Below are 22,420 nucleotides of genomic sequence, written 5' to 3'. Positions count from 1 at the left end.
GGTTGGTCGAAAAAATTTGATGTACGGTCGAGACAAAATGTGTCCTGAGGAGGAAATCGCGCAGGGAAGAGACGTTTCCTACATGGCTCCTCGGAAGCCAGGTCTGGTCAGTGCCCCTACGACACCGCCGACCTGAAACTTCCGATTCCGCCTTTCCTGACCCGGCCCATTGCTGGAGGCACTCCCTGTACCCCTAGGCCACTCCGATCCTGCAACAATCAGAACAGCCCGGCCCCTTGGTCATGTGCCGCCCCTCCTCGGGGCGGCGCATCATAGAAGCCTGAAATATAAAGAGGTTCAGCTTCTATTACGTGACAGTGCATGACCTTTCATCCGTACCGCTCAGTACCAGTTCGGGTCACGCTTCAGCTGCTCCTGCAGCATCGCCTTCATGCCGTCGTCCGGGTCACCCAGCCAGCGGTACTGCGCGTGGCGGGTGGGCGACTTGTCGTTCGGCAAACCTTCGGGTACCTCCACGAGCATCCCGTAAGCATCGTCCTTGTCCCAGCTGAACGCCACGATCAGGCGCTTGTAGGTGCAGTTGTCCTGGCCTTCGCACAACGGGCCGACCAGGTACTGGTCGCCGTCTTCAGTAACGGCAGACATCTGCTGCTGGGCACTACCGGTCAGATTGACCACCCAATCGGGCAGGCGCTCCTCGCCTTTGATCGTGTCCTGCCAGGTTTCCCGGTACTCCGGGTCCGAGCCGAGTAGCTGGTCGACCCGGACCTGGCCGTCATTGGCCGCCATCGCCGCCGCGCTGCCCCCCAGTACCAGGGCGGCAGCCAAGGCTGTCCAACGCTTCCTGCCCATCTTCAACCTCGTCCACGTCCAAAGAAGAAAGAGGCTACGAACAGCACCAGGAAGACAATGAACAGAATCTTCGCGATACCCGTGGCAGCGCCCGCGATACCACCGAAGCCCAGTACGGCGGCGACAATGGCGATGATGAGGAAAGTGATAGCCCAACTCAGCATGATGGTTCTCCTTTCTTTTTCGAAATCGGTCCGGCTGGCGGTCAGAACACCCAGCGGTCCTGGGGTACGACATTTACCAGGGTGGCCGGTGAGGCAGTGGCCTGGCCGGTTGGCAGCGGGTCGGCGGCCTTGACCAGGGTGTTGCCACGGCTTGCCTGAAGCTGCGTCAACAGGGCGGTCTGCGCCGCCACTTGCTCGGCCAGACGCGCGGTTTGCCAGCTGTAATAGAAGAGGCCAGCGGCCAAGGTCAGCAGCAGCGCCAGGCCGAGGGACAGCATCTGGCGCACGGGCAGTGCGGCGTACTGCAAGCGGTTGACGGATTGGCGGTTCATGCCGGCTCCTCCTGCTGTAATTCTTGTTCAAACCTGAACAGGTAATTGCAGCCTGCATGCCAGCCTTTCACGCCATATAAATCCCTTATTAATCAAATAGTTACGAAAAAAACGCAAAATCGGCAAAGATGTATCCTGCACGATGCCGCCCTGGCCATCGTGCGAATTGCACGATCAGCCCTCGACCTTGGTCGACACCTTGAGCAGGTCGGCATCCACCCCGCGCACGCCGATGATCTGCCGGGCGATCTCCACGGCAATGGTTTTCTGCTCGCTGCTGACCACCTCGCCCGAAAGCCGTACCAAACCCTCTTCGCTGGCTACTTTCAGGTTCAGGCCATCGAGGTTGCGGCTGAAGCGGTAGCTGTTGTGGATCTTGTCGATGATCCAGCTGTCGCTCGGCTGCGGTCCGGTCGGAGCCCCCACCGGGACCTCCCGGGCCTTGGCCATGGCGGCGGTATCGAGGCTGACCAGGTTGTTGACCAGGTGCACGCCCTCGGTGGTACGCGCCACCACGCCGGCCAGCTCCTTGGCCTCGGCACTGTCGACCTTGCCGCGCAGGGTCACCACACCTTCGCTGCTCTGTACATCTATAGGCGCCTTCTCGGTGGTGCGGCTCCATAGCAGGCGTGCACGGATCACCGCGGCCAGGGTGGCATCCTCCAGGCGCTGGGCGTAGGCACGCAGCGCCAGCGGGCGCTCCACCAGCTGGGCATTGACCCGCAGCTGGTTGTCGACTTGCTCGATGCCACGGGTAGCCAAGGCCACATGCTCGGCCAGTTGGCGCTCGACGTCATTCTCCACCTCTCCGGAAAGCCGCGCCTGCTTGCCATCCACCTCGACCTGGATACGGAACGGGTCGAGCATGCGGTTCAGCGACAGGGCAGTTTGCAGGGCCCCCTCCAGGCGGGCGTCCTGCACCGGACCGGCGAATGCCGGGGTGAATATCGGCAGCAGGGTGGCTGCCAACACGGCGGTGCGAATGGAAAAGGACATGGCAGTGCCTCCTTTTTGCAGAGCAAAAGCTAAAAATCCTCGCAACCAATGTGCCACCGTGGACCTCTAAGGAAATCACTTGGATATCGCGGCCTCCAGGCGTTGATTGGCCATTGGCTAGCATGCAAAGGACAGGTTCCTTCACAATGGACCATGCAACTTGCCCGATTTTCCCCACACTAAATGAAGATCTACCCCTCAAGGAGCGCAGCACATGGAGCCAGCCCAGGACAACCAAGGCCGCATTCTGCTTGTGGATGACGAGTCCGCGATCCTGCGCACCTTCCGCTATTGCCTGGAGGACGAGGGCTATAGCGTGGCCACCGCCAATAGCGCCGCACAGGCCGAAGCCCTGCTGCAGCGCCAGGTATTCGACCTGTGCTTCCTCGATTTGCGCCTGGGCGAAGACAACGGCCTCGATGTGCTGGCGCAGATGCGCATCCAGGCGCCCTGGATGCGGGTGGTAATCGTCACCGCGCACTCGGCGATCGACACCGCGGTGGACGCGATCCAGGCCGGCGCCGCCGATTACCTGGTCAAGCCGTGCAGCCCCGACCAGCTGCGCCTGGCTACCGCCAAGCAGCTGGAAGTGCGCCAGCTGTCCGCACGCCTGGAGGCCCTGGAAGGTGAAGTGCGCAAGCCCAAGGACGGCCTCGACTCGCACAGCCCGGCCATGATGGCGGTACTGGAAACCGCCCGCCAGGTCGCCACCACCGATGCCAACATCCTCATCCTTGGCGAATCGGGCACCGGTAAAGGTGAGCTGGCCCGGGCCATCCATGGCTGGAGCAAGCGCGCGCGCAAAGCCTGCGTGACCATCAACTGCCCGTCGCTGAACGCCGAGTTGATGGAAAGCGAGTTGTTCGGCCACACCCGCGGCGCCTTCACCGGTGCCAGCGAAAGCACCCTGGGGCGAGTCAACCAGGCTGACGGGGGCACGCTGTTCCTCGACGAAATCGGCGATTTCCCACTGACCTTGCAACCCAAACTGTTGCGTTTCATCCAGGACAAGGAATACGAGCGCGTCGGCGACCCGGTCACCCGCCGCGCCGATGTGCGTATCCTCGCCGCCACCAACCTCAACCTCGAAGAGATGGTGCGCGAAAGCCGCTTCCGCGAAGACCTGCTGTATCGCCTGAACGTCATCACCCTGCACCTGCCGCCCCTGCGCGAGCGCAGTGAAGACATCCTGACCCTGGCCGACCGCTTTCTCGCCCGCTTCGTCAAGGAATACTCCCGTCCTGCCCGTGGTTTCAGTGACGAAGCCCGCACCGCCCTGCTCAACTACCGCTGGCCTGGCAACATTCGTGAACTGCGCAACGTGGTGGAGCGGGCCAGCATCATCTGCCCGCAGGAACGCGTGGAAATCAGCCACCTGGGCATGGGCGAGCAGCCCGCAGGCAATGCCCCGCGCGTAGGCGCCGCGCTGAGCCTGGATGAGCTGGAGCGCGCCCACATCGGCGCGGTGCTTGCCGCCAGCGACACCCTGGACCAGGCGGCCAAGACCCTGGGGATCGATGCCTCCACCCTGTACCGCAAACGCAAGCAGTACAATCTATGAGGTGGCCACCCATGAAGCTGCGCACGCGGCTGTTCCTCAGCATTTCGGCGCTGATCACCGTGGCCCTGCTCGGGCTGCTGCTGGGCCTGGTCAGCGTGCTGCAGATGGCCACAGTGCAACAGCGACTGGTCCGCGATACCACCCACGCCCTGGAAGTAGGGTTGAAGCTGCGCCAGAACCTTGGCGAACAGTTGACCCTGATCCTCGATGACCAGACCGCCCCGGAGAACCTGCGGCTGCTGCAGGACAACTTCCAGACCCTGCTCAACCAAGGGCTGGAACAAGACGGCGAGCGCACTGGCTTCAGCAAAGCCAGCAGCAACTACCAGGCGTTCCTCCAGGCCTACCGCGACAGCCCGGCGCCCGCCCGCAGCATGGGCGTTGAGCAACCATTGGGCGCGGCGTTCAACCAGGTCCGCACCGACCTGATCGATTCCCACAAGCAGGCCCTGGAATACATCACCCGCAGCGAGGAGCACACCCGCGACCACGCCCTGCTGGTCAGCGGCGTACTTGGCCTGATGGGCCTGGTGGTGCTGGTGCTGGGCTTCATTACCGCACACAACATCGCCCGGCGCTTCGGCCAGCCGATCGAAGCCTTGGCCAAAGCCGCCGACCAACTCGGCAAGGGCAATTTCGACGTCACCCTGCCGGTCACCCAGGCCACCGAACTGAACCAGCTGACCCGTCGCTTCGGCCTGATGGCCGATGCCTTGCGCAAGCACCAGGCCACCAACGTCGATGAACTGCTGGCCGGCCAGCAACGCTTGCAGGCCGTACTGGACAGCATTGACGATGGCCTGCTGATCATCGATCGCCAGGGCCGACTGGAGCACCTCAACCCGGTGGCGCAGCGCCAGCTGGGCTGGACCGACAGCCGTGTGGGCAGCAGCCTGGCCGAAGCCCTGCAGCGCCCGGAGCTGGAACAACAGCTACGCCAGGTACTGCGCGGCGGCAACCTCGACCGCCAGCCGGACGACCTGAGCATCGAGGTCGATGACGAAACGCGCCTGCTCGCCTACAGCCTGACCCCGGTCAGCCACCCGCAAGGGCCGATCCTCGGTGCGGTGATGGTGCTGCACGATGTAACCGAGCAGCGAGCCTTCGAACGCGTGCGCAGCGAGTTCGTGCTGCGCGCCTCCCACGAGCTGCGCACCCCGGTGACCGGCATGCACATGGCCTTCGGTCTGTTGCGCGAGCGGCTCACGTTCCCGCCCGAGGCGCGCGAGCATGACCTGCTGGAAACCATCGGCGAGGAAATGCAGCGCCTGACACAGTTGATCAACGACCTGCTCAACTTCAGCCGCTACCAGAGCGGGATGCAGAAGCTCGACCTGGCCCCCTGCGCCATCGACGAGCTGCTGGAGCGTGTACAACGGCGCTTTGCCGAGCCAGTGGCGCACAAGCAGATCGAGTTGATCACGGAGCTGGAGCCGCCGCTACCGCGTATCCAGGCCGACGTCGCCCAGCTCGACCGGGTGCTGGACAACCTGGTGCATAACGCCATCCGCCATACCGCCAGTGGCGGGCGTATCCGCCTGCATGCACGACGGCATGCGGAGCGGGTGATCATCAGTGTCGAGGACAACGGCGAGGGCATTGCCTACGGGCAGCAGGGGCGCATCTTCGAGCCCTTCGTGCAGGTAGGGCGCAAGAAAGGCGGCGCGGGGCTGGGGCTGGCGTTGTGCAAAGAGATCGTACAGCTGCATGGCGGGCGCATGGGCGTGTTTTCCCGACCGGGGCAGGGGACCCAGTTCTACATGGCGCTGCCGGTCTGAATGTTGCCTGTCCCGACCTCATCGCCGGCAAGCCAGCGCCCATAGAACTGCACATTACTCATTGAATTAGCAGGGCCTCTGTGGGAGCGCAGCCCAAAGGGCTGGGTGATCTCCCACAGGTACCGCACTCAATGCTCAACCCGCCGCGGCAGCCGTCCGCGGGTAACCAGTTCGGCAAACTGCCGGGCATTCAGTGGCCGGGCAAACAGCCAGCCCTGGCCATAATTGACCCCTTCGCTGTTCAGCAGCACCGCCTGATCTTCACACTCGATGCCTTCGGCAATCACCCGCAGGTGCAAGTCATGAGCCATGCGGATGATATGCGGGGCAACACCGCTGCTGGCGGCGTCATGCCCCAGGGCGTCGATAAAGGCCTTGTCGATCTTCAGGCAATCCACCGGCAGGGTCTGCAGGTAGGCCAGGCTGCAATAACCCGTACCGAAGTCGTCGATCAGCACCTGATGCCCCACCGCGCGCAGCGCCTGCAGGTTGTCGCGGGCCACCACCACGTCGATCAGGCCGCGTTCGGTCACTTCGAAGGCAATCTGGCTGGCCGACACCCGGTGCAAGGCCAGCAAGCGCGCCGCCACCCGGCCAATGCGCGGCACCATCACATCGCAGGCTGCCAGGTTCACCGAAATGTACAAGTTGGGGTGTGAGCGCAGCAGTTGCCCTAGCTGTTCCAGCAAACGCTGCAGGACAAAGTCAGTGATCTGGCGAATCTGCCCGGTGTTTTCCGCCAACGGAATGAACAGGTCCGGGCTGGTCAGGGTGCCGTCCGGGCGGCGCCAGCGCACCAGGGCCTCAGCCCCCACACAGCGCCGGCTGTCGAGTTCGAAGATCGGCTGGTAGAGCACCTGCAGCTCGCCACGGCGCAAGGCATTCTGCAACTCGGAGCTCATCGACCGCCGCTGCAGGATCAGCTGCAGTACCAGCCAGCCGATGCAACAGGCCGCCAGCACACTGCCGGGGAACAGCAGCCAGAGCATGCCGTTCATCCTCAACGGCAGGCTCGCCCGCGGGGCAATCAGCACCAACTGGTAGTCCGGTGACTTGGTCGGCATGCGGTAGATCAGGCGGTCGCTGAGTTCGAGCAGCGACTTGTGGCTTGTCGACCAGGCCGAGGGCGGCGGCCATACCTGCGGCGGGCCCAGTACGGGGATGGCCCGGGTGCCGTTGTCCAGCACCACCACCAGGCTGCCGCCCGGGGGCAGGTCGACCACATCGGTCAGGTGCCCACGGGAGGTGGAGACCACGAACTTGCCCCGGCCCAGCATCAGCGCGGCCAGGTTCTCGTTCGGCTCGGTTGTGGTGTTCAGCCAGTAGCTGTAGGTCGGACCCTGAATGTCGGGGACCCGCAAGGGTTCGAACGCCCGCTCATCACCGCGGTTGGAACAGACAACATCACCATCCACGTAGGCTGCTTCATAAATGAAGCGTGAACTCAGGCCTACCTGCTGCAATGCCGTCAGCATCGCCGGGCTGCAGCCGCGCAAGGGCTGCGCCTGCAACAGGTCGACCCCTTCGCGCAACTGGCCGAACACCTGCTCGAGGCGTTCGAGAAAGCGCTCGCCCTGGGCGTTCATCTGTGCACTTTCGCTTTGCTTCATCTGTTGCAGGGCAATGCCGATGCTGGCGGATAGCAACAGTGCCGCGCTGGCCAGTGCTGCCAATGTGGCGAGCATCCAGGGACGGTAAAAAATTTGGCGCAGCAACGCGATGAGGGCTGACATCGAAGGCATCCAGTTGATAACTAAGGTATAGCAACTGAATCAGGAATCACCTTCGCCGTTTGGCGCTTCGCAGCAGCCTTCGCCGGCCCTTGCAGGGGCAACTGTCTTGCTCAGAATCCAACAGCTTGCGCAATCCTTGTGGGAGCTGCGTAGCTGCGATGGACCTCAGCGCATCCGGTTGAGCACCTGCAGCATCGCCGCGGTCTGCGCATCCGGCATGCCATCGAAGCGCTGCGGGCGGAAACGCATCTGGAACGCGGCGATCACATGGCGGGTGGCAACATCCAGTACCCCGGTCTGCTCGATTGCATAGCCAAACCGCGCCAGCTCCTGCTGATACCAGCCAACGCTCGGCGGGTTGACGCTGAAATAAGCCTGCTGCTGTGCCACGGCATTGGCATTCGGCCAGACACCCAGCCCGGCGTCGGCCAGGCGCTTCCACGGGAACAGCGGCCCCGGGTCCAGCTTGCGCAGCGGCGCGATATCGCTGTGGCCAATAATGTGCCGTGGCTCGATGTTGTTACGTTTGACGATGTCCTTGAGCAGCGCGATCAGCGCCTGGACCTGCGCTTCGCTGTAAGGGTGCCAGACCCGGCCATTCGGCGTGTCGGTAAAACCCGGGTTGACGATTTCGATACCGATGGAAGAAGAGTTCAGCCAGGTCCGCCCCTGCCACTGGCTATCACCGGCATGCCAGGCACGGCGGCTTTCATCCACCAACTGGTAGACCGTGGCCGGGCCGTCACCAATCAGGTAATGGCTGCTGACTTCGCCACGGGTCAGGAGCGCCAGGGAACGCTCCAGCGAAGCATTGGTGTAGTGCAGAACAACGAACTGGATGCGGTTGTCCTGGTTGGCCGAAGGGTGGCTACGGTCGATGCGCAGGCCCGTCGAGCAACCGGCGACAGACAACAGCAGGAAGGAAATCAGGGTTTTCTTAAGCGTGGAAAGCACGTCAGTGGCCTCAGCGTATGAGCGCTACAGTATAACGTGCTCCCCAAGGGCCGTGCTTGCCACGAGTCAGCGGCTGCCGGCTATGCCTGCTCGACGCGATTGCGCCCCAACTCCTTGGCCCGGTACAGCGCCGCATCGGCGCGCTTGAGCACCTGGTCGCCGCGCTCGCCGGAACGGAATGCACCCAGGCCGATGGACGTGGTGATCACTACCCGTTCGCCCTTGAAGTGGAACGGGCACGCCTCGACCACAGCCCGCAGCTCCTCGGCTACCTGGGCGGCTGTTGCCGGAGAAGTCTGCGGCATCAGCAGGACAAACTCCTCGCCGCCAAAACGGGCGATGAAGTCGTCGCCGCGCAGGCGCTTGCGCAACTGGTCGGCGACGATCTTCAGCACCTTGTCCCCAGCCAGGTGCCCATAGCTGTCGTTGATACGCTTGAAATGGTCCAGATCGAGGATCGCCATCGCCAGATGACCGCCGTGCGCCTGCCATTCGCGTATTTCGCGCTCGACCCGCTCGCTCCAGGCCGCACGATTGGGCAGGCCGGTAAGGGGATCGAGCAGGGCCTTCTGGCGTTGCTCTTCCAGGTGCTCGCGGTAGCCGAGCGCCTCCTGCTCCATGTTCGCCACCCGCTCTGACAGCCCTTGCAGGCGCCCGGCCAGCTCCTGCTCGCGGCGATCACGCTCGTGCTTGTGCTCGTCCATGGTCACCAGCAGGCCTTCCAGGCGGTTTTCCAGAATGTGCTTGAGGCTGTCCACATCGGCGGCACCTTGCACACTGCTCTGCAGCCCATCGACGTGCTCACGCAATTGGGTATCCAGCTCGCGGGCGGCCGAGCTGTTGTCGGCATGACCGGCGCTGGCCTCGTGCAGGTGACTCTGGAAGCCTTCCAGGCGTTCGTTTAGCTGCTGCAGGTAGGTTTCGAATTCGTGCTGGCCGCTGTCGGTAATCGCCAGCATGAGCACGGCCAGGTCATCCAGCACCGGGATCAGCTCATACCAGTTCAAGCCGCGGGCGACCCGTTCGCGCATGTTCAGCGCCTGGGCCTTGTGTCGCTCCGGCAGGCTGAGGTCATCGAGCAGGCCGATCAGGGTTTGTTCGATGTGCGCAGCAACCTGGCTGTAGGGCGGCTCCACCGCGTAGGGCAGGGCATAGGGGCCGTCTTCGCCGAAGCTTTCTTCGAGTGTTTGTGCCGGTCCTGCTTCAGCCGGCGGCTCGCTGGCGGCAGCCTCCGGTGCTGGCGCGTCGTCCGGTAGCGGCTGCGGCAGCGGGGCTGGCACCAGTTCGGCGATTGCGATCAGCGCCGGGCCAGTGGCCTCCAGCTCGGGCTCAGGCGCTACGGGCACCTCGACAATAGAAGCTGAAGCGGCTGGCAGCGGCTGTAGCGCATCCACGTCGTCGGCATCGACCCTGCCCGGCGCCGCCAAGGGCTGCGTCTCGGCAACAGGCGCCACCACAAGGGCTGGCTCGCCTTGCGCGTCATCCTCGCGGCTGCCGAACAAACGCTGCAAGAAACCGGGCCGGGCGTCTTCCCCCGACTTGCCCAGAGCTGACAGCGCGCGGCCCTGCAAGCCACTCAACTCACCCAGCAACGGTGGCAGGTCGCGGGACTGGGCCACGCCGCCGTCGAGCCTCTTCGCCAGTTTTTTCAACGGCCGCGAGACATCGTTTGGCAGCGGCAGGCCTTGCAGTTGAGCGACCAGCGCGACCAGCGCATCGCTGACTTGGTTCATGCGGGTTTCCCGGCGCTGTTCGGAGTCCAGCACCGCCTTCTCAAGGCGCGGAATCAGCCCGGCAAGGCCGGCGTCCATGTTGTCGCTGCGGATGACCTCGCGCATTTCCTTCATGCACTGGTCCACCACCTTGTCACTGCCTTCGGCAGCCAGGGTGCTGCGTACCAGGCCGCGGCGCAGCAGGTCGAGGCGGGCGTCCCAGCGGCGCTCGAGCCTTTCCTGCTGCTCGATGCTTTTCAGGTATTTTTCTTTCCAGCGCTCAGCGTCTTCAGTCATGCCCGGGTCCGCAAACGGTGATGGCAATTAGCTCAGGACCGGCAGCGTATCCACAGTCAATGCATCAGGCAATCGAATCTCGACAGCAACGGGAAGGTGGTCCGATATTGGCTGCGCCAGCACCTCGACACGCTCCAGCGTTAGGCTTGGGCTGAGCAGGATGTGGTCCAGGCAACGCTGTGGGCGCCAGCTGGGGAAGGTGGCCTCGACTTGCGGGGCAATCAGGCCCAGGTCGCGCAACGGCGAGTGCTCCAGCAGGTCGCTGGCATGGGTGTTCATGTCGCCCATCAGTACCTGGTGGCGGTAACCGCCAATCAGTTCGCGGATGTAGCCCAACTGCAGGGCGCGGGTCTTGGCGCCGAGGGCCAGGTGCATCATCACTACGATCAGCGCATTTTCGCCCTCGCCAAAACGCACCAGGATTGCACCACGCCCAACCGGGCCAGGCAACGGGTGGTCCTCGAGCAACTGCGGCTTCAGGCGGCTGAGCACGCCATTGCTGTGCTGGGCAAAACGCCCAAGGTTGCGGTTGAGCTGCTGGTACCAGTAGGGGAAGGCGCCCAGGTGGGCCAGGTGCTCGACCTGGTTGACGTAGCCCGAGCGCAGGCTGCCGCCATCGGCCTCCTGCAAGGCCACCAGGTCGAAGTCGCCCAGTAGTTGGCCAATCTTCTGCAGGTTGCCGGCACGCCCGTTGTGCGGCAGCAGGTGCTGCCAGCTGCGGGTCAGGTAATGCCGGTAGCGCTCGGTGCTGATGCCCACCTGGATGTTGAAACTGAGCAGCCGCAGGCGACCATCCTCGGGCAGGCCAGGGGCCCGCAGGTGATGTTCGTTGACCTGCGGCTGGTGCAGGCCAATGCCACGCGCGGTCCGGAAGCGGCGCATGGGTTACGCCGCTTACTTAGCGGCGCGCTCCTTGGCGATCAGCTGGTCGGCAACATTCAGTACGCCTTCCGGCCCGCCGGCGGTACCCAGGTCGAAGCGATACTTGCCATTGACCACCATGCTCGGTACGCCGGTGATCTCGTACTTCTTCGCCAGTTCCTTGGCCTGGTTGACCTGGCCCTTGATGGCGAACGAGTTGAAGGTGGCGAGGAACTTGTCCTTGTCCACGCCCTGAGTGGCGAGGAAGTCAGCCATGTCCTTCGGGTCGGTCAGGCGCTTGCGCTGGTTCTGGATGGCATCGAACACCGCGGCATGCACCTTCTGCTCGACGCCCATGGCTTCGAGGGTCAGGAACATCTGGCCGTGTGCATCCCATGGGCCGCCGAACATGGCTGGCACGCGCTTGAAGTTGACGTCCTTCGGCAGTTTCTCGACCCATGGGTTGATGGTCGGCTCGAAGTGATAGCAGTGTGGGCAGCCGTACCAGAACAGCTCGACCACTTCGATCTTGCCAGGCACGGAAACCGGAACAGGGTTGCTCAGCTCGAGGTATTCCTTGCCAGCGACAGGCTCGGCGGCCTGGACGGCAGTCATACCGAATACGCTGGCAGCGACCAGCGCGGCGCTGAGAATCAGTTTACGCATGCTTTACTCCTGAGCAGTCATTGGTCACCACGACGCGACCTGCACTGAGACAGGCCGGGAAGGGCCCGAGTTCGGTAGTGTAACGGCTGCGGACGGAAAAAAGGGCGGTCCGGCCACCCTTTCATCATTGGCCTACAACATTAACTGAAAGTTAATGCGCCGCCTGTAATGGCCCTATCGCCGGCAAGCCGGCTCCCACCTCGACCACATCGACTTCAAGTCATGCGAAGTCCCTGTGGGAGCCGGCTTGCCGGCGATAGGGCCGGTACAGGCTGCCGAAGGCCTCAGTGCAGGCCCTGGATGTAGCTGGCCAGCGCCTCTATGTCATGGTTGCTCAGCTTGCCGGCGATGGTGCGCATGGTCATGGCATCACCATCGTTGGTGCGGTTGCCTTCGCGGAAGTCGGTGAGCTGCTTGGTCACGTACTGCGCATGCTGGCCGCCCAGATGCGGGAAGCCGGCCAGAGCGATGCCCGCGCCGTTCGGCGAGTGGCAGCCGGTGCAGGCAGGCATGCCTTTTTCCAGGTCGCCGCCGTTGAACAGCGCCCGGCCACGTTCGACCAGTTTGGGATCGGCGGCGCCCACACTGCCTTTCTGGCTGGCGAAGTAGGCGGCGATGTCGGCCAGGTCCTGGTCACTGAATGCGGCCAGCATGCCGGTCATCTCCAGCACGGTACGCTTGCCCGACTTGATATCGTGCAGTTGTTTTTCCAGATAGCGCTGGCCTTGACCGGCCAGTTTCGGGAAGTTCGGTGCCAGGCTGTTGCCGTCAGGGTTGTGGCAGGCGCCACAGACGGCCGTCTTGGCCTGGCCGGCGGCGGCATCGCCTTTGACGGGTTGCGCAGCAGTGGCCGCACCTGCAACACCCAGGGTCAACAGCAGACTCACGACTAGTTTGTTCATCAGCTAATCCAACACGGCTAAGGGTGAAATGTTATGTATCGGGACTGCCACTCATCCAAAGGATGACCAAACGGTAGTCCTCGGCACTGCAGTCCATGCACAATCCACGCGGCGGCATAGCCTTGAAACCCTGGGTCACGTGCTTCACCAGTACATCCATGCCCTGCGCCAGCCTTGGCTCCCAAGCTGCCCGGTCACCCTGCCTGGGTGCCTGTGGCAACTGCCCGGTGTGACAGGCCGCACACGTGCGGTTGTACAACACCTCGGGATCCTGTGTAGCCTGTGCGCTGAAAAACGGCAGGAACATACCGACAGCAAGCAGCCATTTCGCCATGCGGAACGACCTTCAGGGTTGGGGGCCGCGCTGCGTTCTGTTGCGCGAGCTATTGTTCGACACCCCATGCCCGTTCTCCTTCGCCGGGAGAATGAGCACACAAAAACTGGGGCATTATATACTTCCGCCATCCAAACGGAAACGACACCGCTTGCCGGGCTCGAGCCTAAAGAGTCAGGCAACACCCACATCGGATATCCCATGCAAGTCAAGAACCCCATCCTCGGCCTCTGCCAGAAAGCCAAATTCGCCCTCAGCGCTGCCAAGGTCGAACAATGCCCGGACGACCAGGGTTACGAGGTGGCTTTCGCCGGCCGCTCCAACGCCGGCAAATCCAGCGCCCTCAACACCCTGACTCATGCCAGCCTGGCGCGCACCTCGAAAACCCCCGGGCGCACCCAGCTGTTGAATTTCTTCAGTCTGGACGATGAACGGCGTTTGGTCGACCTGCCAGGCTATGGTTATGCAAAAGTACCGATTCCGCTCAAGCAGCATTGGCAGAAACACCTGGAAGCCTACCTGGGCAGCCGGGAGTGCCTGCGTGGCGTGATCCTGATGATGGACGTGCGCCACCCGATGACCGACTTCGACAAGATGATGCTCGACTGGGCCAAGGCCAGCAGCATGCCGATGCACATCCTGCTGACCAAGGCCGACAAGCTGACCCACGGCGCAGGCAAGAACACCCTGCTCAAGGTGCAGTCGGAAATCCGCAAGGGCTGGGGTGATGGCGTGACCATCCAGCTGTTCTCGGCGCCCAAGCGCCTCGGCGTGGAGGAGGCCTACCGGGTGCTGGCAGACTGGATGGAGCTGGAAGACAAGCCAGTCATTTGAAGGCTTGCTCGCAACCTGTGGGAGCGGATTTACCCGCTCCCACAAGGCTCTCTACACGTCATAAGTCAAATTCCGGGCAAAAAAAACCCCGGACTTCGTATGGGGAGGGGGAAGTTCGGGGTCCAAGTCCGGACCGCTAGGGCGGGGTCCAGATATCTGCCAACACTTAACACAACATAGGAGCATCGAAAGGCTTCACCAGCCATTCAGTTACTCTGAGTTCCGCTTCACCGGTTTAGTTCCAACGGTCTGAAAACTATTTGCGATAGTTTCATGAAACCTCAGCACCACTGGCACTGAGCGGGTACCAGGATCCGCATCCCTACTTCACGGATCCTACACAGCCTGCCCCGCTCGATCAGTGAGCTTCGTCCCAATTCGCGCCGATTCCTGCCTCGACCAGCAGCGGTACATCCAGCTGCGCAGCCCGGCTCATGTGCTGGCGAATTTCATCTTTTACCTGCTCCACCAGGTCCTCGCGCACTTCCAGCACCAGTTCGTCGTGCACTTGCAGGATCACCCGGGCATCCAGCCCGCTCGCGCTCAGCCAGTTATCCACATTGACCATGGCCCGCTTGATGATGTCGGCCGCCGTGCCCTGCATCGGCGCGTTGATCGCCGTGCGCTCGGCGCCTTTGCGCAAGGCCGGGTTCTTGGCATTGATATCCGGCAGGTACAGGCGGCGGCCGAACAGGGTTTCGACAAAGCCTTGCGCCGCCGCCTGGGCGCGGGTGCGCTCCATGTAGGCCAGCACGCCCGGGTAGCGGGTGAAGTAGCGGTCGATGTAGTCCTGCGACTGCTTGCGGTCGACACCGATCTGCTTGGCCAGGCCAAAGGCGCTCATGCCGTAGATCAGGCCGAAGTTGATGGCCTTGGCGCTACGGCGCTGGTCGCTGGTGACGTCGGCCAATGCCACGCCGAACACTTCCGCCGCCGTGGCACGGTGCACGTCCAGGTCATTGCGGAAGGCATGCAGCAAGCCTTCGTCCTTGGCCAGGTGAGCCATGATGCGCAACTCGATCTGCGAGTAGTCCGCTGCCAGCAGCTTGTAGCCGGGGCTGGCAATGAAGGCCTGGCGGATACGCCGGCCTTCGGCCGTACGGATCGGGATGTTCTGCAGGTTCGGATCGCTCGACGACAGCCGGCCGGTGGCCGCCACCGCCTGCTGGTAAGAAGTGTGGATACGCCCGGTGCGCGGGTTGATCTGCCCCGGCAGCTTGTCGGTGTAGGTGCTCTTGAGCTTGCTCAGGCTGCGGTACTGCATCAGTACCTCTGGCAGCGGGTAACCTTGCTCGGCCAGTTCGTCGAGCACAGCTTCTGCGGTGGATGGCTGGCCCTTGGTGGTCTTGCTCAGCACCGGCATGCCCAGCTTGTCGTAAAGGATCGCGCCCAGCTGCCTGGGCGAGCCAAGGTTGAACTCCTCACCGGCCAGCTCATAGGCGCGCTGCTCCAGCTCGGCCATCTTCACCCCCAGCTCACCGCTCTGCACCTGCAGCAGCGCGGCATCGACCAACGCCCCCTGGCGCTCGATCCTGGCCAGCACCGGCACCAGCGGCATCTCGATGTCCATCAGCACCGGCTGCACGCTCGGCGTCTGCGCCAGGCGCGCCTGCAGTGCGTGGTGCAGGCGCAGGGTGATGTCGGCGTCTTCGGCGGCGTAGGGGCCGGCCTTGTCCAGATGGATCTGGTTGAAGGTCAGCTGCTTGGCGCCCTTGCCGGCGATGTCCTCGAAGGCGATGGTGGTATGGTCGAGGTACTTCTGCGCCAGGCTGTCCATGTCGTGACGGGTGGCGGTAGAGTTCAGCACGTACGACTCGAGCATGGTGTCGTAGGCCACGCCGCGCATTTCGATGGCGGGGGAGCCGTTGGCGAGGATGTTGATATCGTACTTGGCGTTCTGCCCGACCTTGGCCTTGGCCGGATCCTCCAGCAGCGGCTTCAGCGCCAGCAGCACGGCGGCGCGGTCCAGTTGAACCGGCGCCCCTTCATAGTCATGGGCCAGCGGCACATAGGCCGCTTCATGCGGCTCGACGGCGAACGACAGGCCGACCAGCTGCGCCTGCTGGGCGTCCAGGCCGGTGGTCTCGGTGTCGAAGGCGAACAGTGGCGCCTGGCGCAGCTTCTCCAGCCAGACGTCGAGACGGGCCTGGTCGAGGATGGTTTCGTACCTGGGCTCGGCCTTGGCCGCCGGCTCCGCGACCGGCGCGATGTCGTCACCGGCCTTGGCGGCGTCGCGCTGCACTTCGGCGATCCAGCTCTTGAACTCCATCTCGGTGTACAACGCCAGCAACGCTTCACGGTCCGGCTCGCCGCACACCAGGGCATCTACTTCGATGTCCAAGGGCACATCGACCTTGATGGTAGCCAGCTCATAAGACAGGAACGCCGCGTCGCGGTGTTCTTCCAGCTTGGCCGGCAGGGTCTTGGCGCCGCGAATGGCCAGCGTCGGAACCTTGTCCAGGTTGGCGTACAGGTCGCTGAGGCCACCGCCGATGCCGGTCAGCAGGCCCACAGCGGTTTTTTCGCCCACACCCGGCACGCCGGGAATGTTGTCGACCTTGTCACCCATCAGGGCCAGGAAGTCGATGATGTGTTCCGGGCCGACACCAAATTTCTCGTGCACGCCAGCCACGTCCAGCACGCTTCCGGTCATGGTATTGACCAAGGTAATGTGCCCGTCCACCAGCTGCGCCATGTCCTTGTCACCGGTCGAGATGATTACCGGCCGGCCCAGGGCTGCACTGCTGCGCGCCAGGGTACCGATCACGTCGTCGGCCTCGACCCCTTCGACGCACAACAGCGGGTAGCCCAGCGCCTTGACACTGGCATGCAGTGGCTCGATCTGCACCCGCAGGTCGTCCGGCATGCTCGGGCGGTTGGCCTTGTACTCGGCGAACATGGCATCGCGGAAGGTGCCACCCTTGGCGTCGAACACCACCGCGAACAGGCTGTCGGGGTATTGCTTGCGCAGGCTCTTGAGCATGTTCAGCACCCCCTTCACCGCGCCGGTCGGCATGCCCTTGGAGGTGGTCAGCGGCGGCAGCGCGTGGAAGGCGCGGTACAGGTAGGAGGAACCGTCCACCAGGACGAGGGGCGCTTGGCTCATGAGCAGAATCAACCTTTTCGACGGGTCCGGCGCTAGAATAGCCAGAATCATTGACGACAAAGGGACAAGGTTATCATGCGTACACTCAATCGCCTGTTACTGCTCGGTCTGTTGGCAACCATGCCAGTCGTCACCCTGGCGGCGGACGACGCCCCCTCGGCCGATCCCGAGGTGACCATTCGCACGGAAGGCGACAAAACCATCCAGGAGTACCGGCAGAACGGGTTCCTGTATGCGATCAAGATCACGCCGAAAAACGGCAAGCCTTATTTCCTGGTACGCGCCGATGGCTCTGATGGCAATTTCATTCGATCCGACCAGCCGGACATGCTGATTCCGTCCTGGAAGATCTTCGAGTGGTAATCTGACGCGCACCGTTCACATCAACCCGGCACTTCCCGGCGGAAGTGCCCGTATGGGCAAATTTTCATCATGTCAGTTTTCACCCCCGTGACCCGGCCTGAGCTGGAAACCTTTCTGGCACCGTACGCGCTGGGTCGTCTGCTCGATTTCCAGGGCATCGCCGCCGGCACCGAGAACAGTAATTTCTTCGTCAGCCTCGAACAGGGGGAGTTCGTCCTGACGCTGATCGAGCGTGGGCCCAGCGAGGACATGCCGTTCTTCATCGAACTGCTTGACACCCTGCACGCGGCCGACATGCCGGTGCCCTATGCGATACGTGACCGCGATGGCCATGGCCTGCGCGAACTGTGCGGCAAGCCGGCACTGTTGCAACCAAGGCTGTCGGGCAAACACATCAAGGCACCGAATGCCCAGCACTGCGCCCAGGTCGGCGAGCTGCTGGCGCACATTCACCTGGCCACCCGCGAGCACATCATCGAGCGCCGCACCGACCGCGGCCTGGACTGGATGCTGGCCTCGGGTGCCGAACTGCTGCCGCGCCTTAGCGCCGGGCAAACCGCGCTGCTGCGGCCGGCGCTGGATGAAATCAGCGCGCACAAGGCACAGATCCTGGCCCTGCCACGGGCCAACCTGCATGCCGACCTGTTCCGCGACAACGTGATGTTCGAAGGCACTCACCTGACCGGCGTGATCGACTTCTACAACGCCTGTTCCGGGCCGATGCTGTATGACATCGCCATCACCGTGAACGACTGGTGCCTGGATGAACACGGTGCGATCGATGTGCCTCGCGCCCAGGCACTGCTGGCGGCCTATGCGGCGCTGCGGCCGTTCACCGCGGCCGAAGCCGAGCTGTGGCCAGAGATGTTGCGGGTAGGCTGCGTGCGCTTCTGGCTGTCGCGCCTGATTGCAGCGGAATCGTTTGCCGGGATGGACGTGATGATCCACGACCCGAGCGAGTTCGAAGTGCGTTTGGCACAGCGCCAGCAGGTGGCCTTGCACCTGCCTTTCGCCCTCTAGAGACCGCGTCTGCTTGTTCGCGGGTGAACCCGCTCCCACAGGTACGGTGACAGGCGTGAGGCTGGCGCTATCCCTGTGGGAGCGGGTTTACCCGCGAAGAGGCCGGCACAGGCTACAGCTGCTCCAGGCACCCCGCCAGATCACCACCCAGCTTCTCCAGCAAGCGCTCATAGCCCTTGCCATCCACCGGATCGTTACCGCCCAGGGCATCCAGTTCGGCCAGGCGCACCGGCAGCCCGGCGGTCAAGGTCTCGGCCAGCCGCGGCCGCAGCGGCGGTTCGCTGAACACACAGGTCTTGCCCACTTCCTGCAGGCGCTTGCGCATGGCTGCCACGTGCTGAGCACCCGGCTGCACCTCGGAGGCCACGCTGAACACCCCGGTGTGCTTCAGGCCATACTCGGCCTCGAAATAGTCGAACGCTTCGTGGAACACGAAGTACGGCTTGCCGGCAATCCCGGCTACCCGTGCCTTGATCCGCCCATCCAGTGCATCCAGGCGTTCGTCGAAGGCCTTCAGGTTGCTCTGGTAGCGCGCCGCATTGACCGGGTCGATTTGTGCCAGGTCAGCCGCCATTTTCGCTGCGATTACCCGCGCGTTGACCGACGATAGCCACAGGTGCGCGTCCAGGCTGCCTGGGCGGTGATCGTGGTCATGGTCGTCGTGGTCTTCTTCCTCATGGGAATGGCTGTCCTCGCCAAAGTGCCGCAGCTTCATGCCCGGTAGCGCCTGCACGGCCACCGTCGGCTTGCTGCGATTGCCCAGAACCCGCGGCAGGAAGCCCTCCATGGCCGGGCCGATCCAGTACAGCAGGTCGGCATCGCCCACCCGCCGTACGTCTGACGGGCGCAGCGCGTAGTGATGCGGCGAGGCGCCCGGCGGCAGCAACACCTCAGGGCTGCCAACTCCGTCCTGCACGGCGGCGGCAATCTGCTGCAGGGGTTTGATACTGGTCAGCACGCGCACATCGGCCTGGGCGGAAAATGCGATGAAAGCGACAAAAAGGACTAGGAATCGGGACACGGTGAATACTCGAGTCGTCAGAAACAGGTAACATAATAACGTCTCCATCCAGAACCGTCGCTGCCCATGTCCATCACGCCGCTGGCCAACCGTCCTCACGATCACTCCCATTGCGTACACAGCGCACTGGCTGAAGCCGACGCCTTGTGCACCCGCCAGGGCCTGCGCCTGACCGCGCTGCGCCGTCGAGTGCTGGAACTGGTGTGGCAGAGCCACAAGCCGCTGGGCGCCTACGACATCCTCGCCGTGCTCAGTGAGCAGGACGGCCGCCGCGCCGCCCCCCCCACGGTATACCGCGCCCTGGACTTCCTGCTGGAAAACGGCCTGGTGCACCGCATCGCCTCGCTCAACGCCTTCATCGGCTGCAGCCACCCGGAGCACCTGCACCAGGGCCAGTTCCTGATCTGCCGGGCCTGCCATGTGGCCATCGAGCTGGAACAGGACAGCATCAGCGAAGCCATCATCAGCAGCGCCAAGGGCGTAGGCTTCACGGTCGAGACCCAGACTGTGGAAGTGGTCGGCCTGTGCAGCAATTGCCGGAGCGCGGCATGAGCGATGCACTGATCCGCCTGGAGCAGGTCGGCGTCAGCTTCGGCGGCGAGGCGGTGCTCGACAGCATCGACCTGTCGGTCGCACCCGGCCAGATCGTCACCCTGATCGGCCCGAACGGGGCGGGTAAGACCACCCTGGTGCGCGCCGTGCTCGGCCTGCTCAAGCCGCACCGCGGCAAGGTATGGCGCAAGCCGAAACTGCGCATTGGCTACATGCCACAAAAAATCCAGGTCGATGCCACGCTGCCGCTGTCGGTGCTGCGGTTCTTGCGCCTGGTGCCCGGTGTAGACCGCGCGGCAGCCTTGTCGGCGTTGCAGGAAGTGGGCGCCGAGCAGGTCATCGACAGCCCGATCCAGACCATTTCCGGCGGTGAGATGCAGCGCGTGCTGCTGGCCCGCGCCTTGCTGCGTGAACCCCAGTTGCTGGTGCTCGACGAGCCGGTGCAGGGCGTTGACGTGGTCGGCCAGACCGAGTTGTACAACCTCATTACCCGCCTGCGCGACCGCCACGGCTGCGGCGTGCTGATGGTTTCCCACGACCTGCACCTGGTAATGAGCGCCACCGACCAGGTGGTGTGCCTGAACCGCCATGTGTGCTGCTCAGGCCACCCCGAGCAGGTCAGCGGCGACCCGGCATTCGTCGAGCTGTTCGGCCAGACCGCAGCACCCAGCCTGGCCATCTACCACCACCATCACGACCACAGCCACGACCTGCACGGCTCGGTGGTCGCCCCTGGCACCCATGTTCACGGAGCGCACTGCAAGCATGGCTGATTTTCTTCTCTACGCCCTGCTTGCCGGTTTGTCCCTGGCGCTGGTGGCCGGCCCACTAGGCTCCTTCGTGGTGTGGCGGCGCATGGCCTATTTTGGCGACACCCTGTCCCACGCCGCCCTGCTCGGCGTGGCCCTGGGCTTTGCCCTGGACGTCAGCCCGGCGCTGGCAGTAACCGTGGGCTGCCTGTCGCTGGCGATCTTGCTGGTGACCTTGCAGCAACGCCAACCGCTGGCCTCCGACACCCTGCTCGGTATCCTCGCCCCCAGCACCTTGTCGCTGGGCCTGGTGGTGCTGAGCTTCATGCACGACGTGCGCATCGACCTGATGGCCTACCTGTTCGGCGACCTGCTGGCCATCAGCACCACCGACCTGGCCTGGATACTCGGCGGCAGCGCGCTGGTCCTGCTGCTGCTCGCGGTGCTGTGGCGGCCTTTGCTGGCAGTCACTGTGCACGAGGAGCTGGCCATGGTCGAAGGCCTGCCGGTAGCCGGCCTGCGCATGGCGCTGATGCTGCTGATCGCGGTGGTGATTGCCGTGGCCATGAAGATCGTCGGCGTGCTGCTGATCACCTCGCTGCTGATCATCCCCGCAGCTGCAGCGCAGCGTCACGCCCGCTCTCCCGAGCAGATGGCCCTGGGCGCCAGCCTGCTGGGCGTGACCGCGGTATGCGGCGGCCTGGCCATGTCCTGGTTCAAGGACACCCCCGCCGGCCCGTCGATCGTGGTCTGCGCGGCGGTGCTATTCTTGCTGAGCCTGGCCCTGCCCAAACGTTGAAAAACAGGGCGCGTGAAGGCGCGCCCTGCAACCTTTTCGCACGTAAAGGGTCTGTAAGACTTGTTTTCGAGCGTGCGCACCTGGGTGTAGACTTGCTCGCTTTTTGCGCAAATAGAGAGTCGCAGGAATGAAGCCGTTCGCCTCCCGTTATCTGCTTGTTGCCGCGTTTTCCCTGTTCCTGGCCGCGTGTACCAGCGCGCCGGTCGAACAGGCCACCGCACCTGCCCAAGCCGATGCCTGGCAGCAGTTGCAACAGAACATCGCCAGCAACGAGCTGGCCACCGCCGAAGACCAGCTGGCAGCCCTGCAGGCCCAGGCGCCCGATGATGCGCGCCTGGAGCAATACCAGCGCCAGCTCGCCGAAGCCTACCTGCAACGCAGCCAGATCTTCCTGCAAAAGGGTGATGTGAACGCTGCGGCCACCGCCCTGGCCCGTGCCCGCGCGCTGATGCCACAGGCCCCGGCGGTGACCGGTGGCGACGCCGTGACCCAGGCGCGCAAGGCCGAGCTGGAGAAGGCTGAAGCGGCGTTGAAAGCGGCCGAGGCCAAGCCCAAGGCGCGCATCATTGACCCGACCGCTCCCAGCACCGTAGTGGCTTTGAAGACCACTGACAGCCGTGCGATGCGCCGCCAGCTGGATGACATTGCCGCCGATGTGGTGAGCTACCAGTGCGAGGTGCTGTTCCAGGTGCCGCGCACCGAGGATGCGCCTTGGCTGAAGACCTTGCTGGAGAAGCGCGTGCGCAAGATCGACAGCGGGTTCGAGCTGAAGCAGAAACATGAGATTCAGCGGTCGTTGCCGGCGCAGGTAGTTCTGGTTCCGCATCAGCAATAGACCTCCTGGGCCCTATCGCCGGTAAGCCAGCTCCCACC

At 63.7% G+C, this 22,420-nt stretch carries 22 protein-coding genes; 9 read left to right on the top strand and 13 right to left on the bottom strand.

The genetic code is table 11. From position 1 onward, the window contains the following. Window positions 1–342: 342 nt before the first annotated feature. The 4 genes from FQ664_RS00975 to FQ664_RS00960 all read right to left on the bottom strand — a co-directional run bounded on the left by FQ664_RS00975 (window position 343) and on the right by FQ664_RS00960 (window position 2,305). Entirely contained in the window at window positions 343–813 is a 471-nt protein-coding gene (locus FQ664_RS00975; protein ID WP_144170057.1) for an inhibitor of vertebrate lysozyme family protein, read from the bottom strand. A gap of 2 nt (window positions 814–815) precedes the next feature. Further along, entirely contained in the window at window positions 816–977 is a 162-nt protein-coding gene (locus FQ664_RS00970) for a DUF1328 domain-containing protein (protein WP_003252966.1), read from the bottom strand. Between the two features lie 41 nt (window positions 978–1,018). Then, a complete protein-coding gene (locus FQ664_RS00965; protein ID WP_144170056.1) occupies window positions 1,019–1,309 on the bottom strand; it encodes a hypothetical protein in 291 nt (96 codons plus the stop codon). 174 nt (window positions 1,310–1,483) lie between these two features. Continuing rightward, entirely contained in the window at window positions 1,484–2,305 is an 822-nt protein-coding gene (locus tag FQ664_RS00960) for a BON domain-containing protein (protein ID WP_144170055.1), read from the bottom strand. Between the two features lie 214 nt (window positions 2,306–2,519). On the opposite strand from FQ664_RS00960, the gene algB reads away from it, so the two are divergent. Both algB and FQ664_RS00950 read left to right on the top strand, forming a co-directional pair. Next, window positions 2,520–3,866, top strand: a complete 1,347-nt coding sequence (gene algB, locus FQ664_RS00955; RefSeq protein WP_144170054.1) for a sigma-54-dependent response regulator transcription factor AlgB — start codon at window positions 2,520–2,522, stop codon at window positions 3,864–3,866. Next, window positions 3,863–5,644, top strand: coding sequence for a KinB sensor domain-containing domain (locus FQ664_RS00950; protein ID WP_144170053.1), 1,782 nt, complete (start codon window positions 3,863–3,865; stop codon window positions 5,642–5,644). The genes algB and FQ664_RS00950 overlap by 4 nt, the downstream gene beginning before the upstream one ends. A 128-nt stretch (window positions 5,645–5,772) precedes the next feature. On the opposite strand, the gene FQ664_RS00945 is transcribed toward FQ664_RS00950, so the two are convergent. The 7 genes from FQ664_RS00945 to FQ664_RS00915 form a co-directional block, all read right to left on the bottom strand. Further along, entirely contained in the window at window positions 5,773–7,377 is a 1,605-nt protein-coding gene (locus FQ664_RS00945) for an EAL domain-containing protein (protein WP_144170052.1), read from the bottom strand. A gap of 165 nt (window positions 7,378–7,542) precedes the next feature. After that, complete coding sequence (locus FQ664_RS00940) at window positions 7,543–8,331, bottom strand: N-acetylmuramoyl-L-alanine amidase (protein ID WP_144170051.1); 789 nt, start codon at window positions 8,329–8,331, stop codon at window positions 7,543–7,545. Between the two features lie 80 nt (window positions 8,332–8,411). Continuing rightward, entirely contained in the window at window positions 8,412–10,340 is a 1,929-nt protein-coding gene (locus tag FQ664_RS00935) for a GGDEF domain-containing protein (RefSeq protein WP_144170050.1), read from the bottom strand. A 27-nt stretch (window positions 10,341–10,367) separates the two neighbouring features. Then, the gene (locus FQ664_RS00930; RefSeq protein ID WP_144170049.1) at window positions 10,368–11,222 is read right to left on the bottom strand and encodes an endonuclease/exonuclease/phosphatase family protein; all 855 of its coding nucleotides are present in this window, start codon (window positions 11,220–11,222) and stop codon (window positions 10,368–10,370) included. Between the two features lie 12 nt (window positions 11,223–11,234). Then, window positions 11,235–11,867 carry a thiol:disulfide interchange protein DsbA gene (gene dsbA, locus FQ664_RS00925; protein WP_144170048.1) on the bottom strand — a complete coding sequence of 211 codons (633 nt, stop codon included), beginning with the start codon at window positions 11,865–11,867 and terminating at the stop codon, window positions 11,235–11,237. 284 nt (window positions 11,868–12,151) lie between these two features. Then, window positions 12,152–12,769: a c-type cytochrome gene (locus FQ664_RS00920; protein ID WP_087501053.1), complete on the bottom strand. Its 618-nt coding sequence runs from the start codon at window positions 12,767–12,769 to the stop codon at window positions 12,152–12,154. A gap of 31 nt (window positions 12,770–12,800) precedes the next feature. Then, window positions 12,801–13,103 carry a c-type cytochrome gene (locus FQ664_RS00915; protein WP_015268479.1) on the bottom strand — a complete coding sequence of 101 codons (303 nt, stop codon included), beginning with the start codon at window positions 13,101–13,103 and terminating at the stop codon, window positions 12,801–12,803. Between the two features lie 201 nt (window positions 13,104–13,304). On the opposite strand from FQ664_RS00915, the gene yihA reads away from it, so the two are divergent. Further along, window positions 13,305–13,937, top strand: coding sequence for a ribosome biogenesis GTP-binding protein YihA/YsxC (gene yihA / locus FQ664_RS00910; protein ID WP_085665602.1), 633 nt, complete (start codon window positions 13,305–13,307; stop codon window positions 13,935–13,937). Window positions 13,938–14,295: 358 nt separating this feature from the next. Here yihA and polA read toward each other — a convergent pair whose 3' ends face one another. Further along, a complete protein-coding gene (polA, locus tag FQ664_RS00905) occupies window positions 14,296–17,043 on the bottom strand; it encodes a DNA polymerase I (protein ID WP_144170047.1) in 2,748 nt (915 codons plus the stop codon). Window positions 17,044–17,118: 75 nt separating this feature from the next. Here polA and FQ664_RS00900 point away from each other — a divergent pair, with 75 nt between their 5' ends. Next, on the top strand, window positions 17,119–17,406 hold the full coding sequence (locus FQ664_RS00900) for a DUF2782 domain-containing protein (RefSeq protein ID WP_013970316.1): 288 nt from the start codon (window positions 17,119–17,121) through the stop codon (window positions 17,404–17,406). A 69-nt stretch (window positions 17,407–17,475) separates the two neighbouring features. Further along, window positions 17,476–18,426, top strand: coding sequence for a homoserine kinase (locus FQ664_RS00895; protein ID WP_144170046.1), 951 nt, complete (start codon window positions 17,476–17,478; stop codon window positions 18,424–18,426). Window positions 18,427–18,538: 112 nt separating this feature from the next. Here the strand turns inward: FQ664_RS00895 and FQ664_RS00890 are convergent, their stop codons facing one another. Next, window positions 18,539–19,495: a zinc ABC transporter substrate-binding protein gene (locus tag FQ664_RS00890; protein ID WP_144170045.1), complete on the bottom strand. Its 957-nt coding sequence runs from the start codon at window positions 19,493–19,495 to the stop codon at window positions 18,539–18,541. Window positions 19,496–19,513: 18 nt separating this feature from the next. Here FQ664_RS00890 and zur point away from each other — a divergent pair, with 18 nt between their 5' ends. The 4 genes from zur (at window position 19,514) to FQ664_RS00870 (ending at window position 22,382) form a co-directional block, all read left to right on the top strand. Further along, window positions 19,514–19,999 (top strand): zinc uptake transcriptional repressor Zur, encoded by a 486-nt coding sequence (gene zur, locus FQ664_RS00885; protein WP_015268473.1) that lies wholly within the window; start codon window positions 19,514–19,516, stop codon window positions 19,997–19,999. Continuing rightward, on the top strand, window positions 19,996–20,772 hold the full coding sequence (znuC, locus tag FQ664_RS00880; protein ID WP_144170044.1) for a zinc ABC transporter ATP-binding protein ZnuC: 777 nt from the start codon (window positions 19,996–19,998) through the stop codon (window positions 20,770–20,772). The genes zur and znuC overlap by 4 nt, the downstream gene beginning before the upstream one ends. Continuing rightward, on the top strand, window positions 20,765–21,547 hold the full coding sequence (gene znuB / locus FQ664_RS00875) for a zinc ABC transporter permease subunit ZnuB (protein ID WP_144170043.1): 783 nt from the start codon (window positions 20,765–20,767) through the stop codon (window positions 21,545–21,547). The genes znuC and znuB overlap by 8 nt, the downstream gene beginning before the upstream one ends. 127 nt (window positions 21,548–21,674) lie before the next feature. Then, entirely contained in the window at window positions 21,675–22,382 is a 708-nt protein-coding gene (locus tag FQ664_RS00870; RefSeq protein WP_144170042.1) for a PA5502 family lipoprotein, read from the top strand. The last annotated feature ends 38 nt before the right edge of the window (window positions 22,383–22,420 follow it).

Source organism: Pseudomonas persica (assembly GCF_900291015.1).
In the GTDB taxonomy this organism is placed as follows: domain Bacteria; phylum Pseudomonadota; class Gammaproteobacteria; order Pseudomonadales; family Pseudomonadaceae; genus Aquipseudomonas.
This window is presented reverse-complemented; position numbering and strand designations above follow the sequence as displayed.